Annotated in this window: 4 protein-coding genes; 2 read left to right on the top strand and 2 right to left on the bottom strand. The window is 64.8% G+C overall.

Annotated features, from left to right (window positions below; all coding sequences use genetic code 11):
• The coding region (locus ON20_RS24510) for a dihydrofolate reductase family protein (protein ID WP_040839051.1) at window positions 1-251 on the top strand (251 nt) is incomplete at its 5' end.
• On the opposite strand, the gene ON20_RS38060 is transcribed toward ON20_RS24510, so the two are convergent.
• Window positions 233-670 carry a hypothetical protein gene (locus tag ON20_RS38060; protein WP_040839048.1) on the bottom strand — a complete coding sequence of 146 codons (438 nt, stop codon included), beginning with the start codon at window positions 668-670 and terminating at the stop codon, window positions 233-235. The two genes, ON20_RS24510 and ON20_RS38060, sit on opposite strands and share 19 nt — an antisense overlap.
• A 12-nt stretch (window positions 671-682) precedes the next feature.
• Here ON20_RS38060 and ON20_RS24500 point away from each other — a divergent pair, with 12 nt between their 5' ends.
• On the top strand, window positions 683-1,495 hold the full coding sequence (locus tag ON20_RS24500; protein WP_040839044.1) for a class I SAM-dependent methyltransferase: 813 nt from the start codon (window positions 683-685) through the stop codon (window positions 1,493-1,495).
• A gap of 71 nt (window positions 1,496-1,566) precedes the next feature.
• Here the strand turns inward: ON20_RS24500 and ON20_RS24495 are convergent.
• Window positions 1,567-2,271: helix-turn-helix domain-containing protein (locus ON20_RS24495; RefSeq protein ID WP_245547456.1), on the bottom strand; the 705-nt coding region annotated here is incomplete at its 5' end.

The following is a 2,271-nucleotide window of genomic DNA, read 5'->3' as shown; positions in this document are numbered from 1 at the left end:
TCGACGATGTCGCCGAACTGAAGCAGAGCGATGGTGGCGCCATCTTCATTCACGGCAGCGCCGAGCTGGCCCGGCGTCTGTCGGATGCCGATCTGATCGACCGGTACAACCTGCTCGTGTTCCCGGCGTTGCTGGGGGCGGGCAAAAGCCTGTTCAGCAGAGTGGACCGGGACAAGCAGAAGCTGCGACTCAGAGACTCCGCGACCTACTCCAACGGGGTGATCAAGCTCGTCTACGACGTCGTGCGCTGAGCGGGATCGAGCGCGATTGCACCGCCGAGTCCCTCGCGGAGCTGCTGTGCCGTACGCCCGACGTACCGTCGCAGCGCCCGGGCGAGATGAGGCTCGTCGTAATACCCGAGTGTGCCGACGACATCGCTGGCGGCCGCACCCGAGACCAGTAGTACCGCGGCGGTGCGGGCGCGCTCGTCGGTGTCATGGATCGAGGAGGACAGGTGGGGATCAGCAGGGTCGTTGCCGATCTTGTTCGCAAGGGGGTTGCCCAGCCGACCGCTCGGCTGCTGGGGAAGTTCTGCACGGCTGTTGCGAAGGGCATCAAGCACGGGTTCGGTGACGAACTGCGAAGGGACACCCAGCGGAAGGGAGAGGCCGATCTGGAAGGTGCGCGTCAGGTTCTCGGAGCGGGCGCGGGTGGTGGCGACACACGACATCGGCGGCCGGAGATGGGCCGTGACCCCGTTGATGACCCGTATCACGCCAGGCGGGAATCTCTGTTCTTCGACGAGGATCCGGAAAGGCGGGCAGCCGCGCGAGCAGAGTGGTGGGACGAGCTCCGGGGACTGGTGGCTCGAGGCCACAATGAGCAGGCAGACCGCGAGTTCGGGCGCGTCCTGGGCCTGCCCGAATACAAGTTTCGTGGTATTCCGAAGGATGACCGACCACAAGAGCAGTTCGCCGCTGACGGCTTGGTTTCGAAGGTTGCAGGGCGTTTCGGTGGACGAGAGGATGTCTACCCCCCGGAGCCGTCGGAACTCAGGTACCTGAGCTGGGCCAAAGATGTCCTGGACTTGGGTCCCGACGATGTCCTGATGGACGTCGGCTCCGGTACCGGCAAGGCCATCGATTTCTTCGGGATGTTCACAGACGCCAAGAAGGTATACGGGATGGAGATAGAGCCCGACTTTGCGACCTTTGCCAACCAGCACGCAGCAGGATTGGGCTTGAATCATGTACGCACCCTGAACAAGGACGTACTCGAGGAGTCTTTACCCGAAGACGTCACAGCCGTCTACTTTTTCGAACCGTTCGGTTCGACCGAGGAGAACGACGCGGTGGGCACGTTTGCGAATAAACTGGCGGAAATCGGTGAGCGCAGACCTCTGAAGGTCGCCGTCGAGAGCGCGAACCTGGCAGAGCGTCTGCAGGGAAGTGGTGTCTTTTCGCTGCAGGCCGAGAAGTCTTTCACATATTTCATTCACGGCCGGCCCAAAGAGCTTTCCTGGAAACTATTCACGAGCGGCCAGGCTGCGGGTTAGCGATGTTCGGTGCAGCAGAAGCTGCGACTCAGAGACTCCGCGACCTACTCCAACGGGGTGATCAAGCTCGTCTACGACGTCGTGCGCTGAGCGGGATCGAGCGCGATTGCACCGCCGAGTCCCTCGCGGAGCTGCTGTGCCGTACGCCCGACGTACCGTCGCAGCGCCCGGGCGAGATGAGGCTCGTCGTAATACCCGAGCTTGCCGACGACATCGCTGGCGGCCGCACCCGAGACCAGCAGTACCGCGGCGGTGCGGGCGCGCTCGATCTGCCGCACCGCGCCTCGGGTGAGGCCCGTCGCCGCCCGGAAGCGACGCTCGAGCGTGCGATCGGTGACCGCCGGACAGTGACCCCGCAGAGCCTCCGTGACCAAGCGATCGTGGACCACGACCCCGGCCCGGACGAATCGGTCGACGAGCGCCTCGGCGTCATCCGGGCGAGGCGTCTCCCAGCGAGCACCGTCCAGCCAGAAGGTCCGGTGGGTCACATCCGGCAGGACGAGCCCGCTGTCGACCAGGGACGGAGCGGCCACCGCGCGAAGGGACGTGCCGACCGCGAACTGAATGCCGACGAAGGTCGCGTCCTCGGGTACGGGCGTGGTGCCGGTGCGGCTCTCGGGGCCCGTCACGCTCATGTATGCCGTGCCCTCCTGCTGCCAGAACACCAGACCCCACGTCTCGGTCGCGACGGAAGTCATCTCCGCGACCTGCTCGCTCCGGCACGTCCACACAGAGGCGATCCACGGCGAATCCGACGCACGCGTTTCGAACAGCAA

This window comes from Nocardia brevicatena NBRC 12119, from assembly GCF_000308495.1.
In the GTDB taxonomy this organism is placed as follows: domain Bacteria; phylum Actinomycetota; class Actinomycetes; order Mycobacteriales; family Mycobacteriaceae; genus Nocardia; species Nocardia brevicatena.
This window is presented reverse-complemented; position numbering and strand designations above follow the sequence as displayed.

Excerpts from the sequence above, each read along its gene's own strand:
- ON20_RS38060 (WP_040839048.1), bottom strand. The coding sequence starts at position 670 with ATGTCGTGTGTCGCCACCACCCGCGCCCGCTCCGAGAACCTGACGCGC.
- ON20_RS24500 (WP_040839044.1), top strand. The coding sequence starts at position 683 with ATGGGCCGTGACCCCGTTGATGACCCGTATCACGCCAGGCGGGAATCT.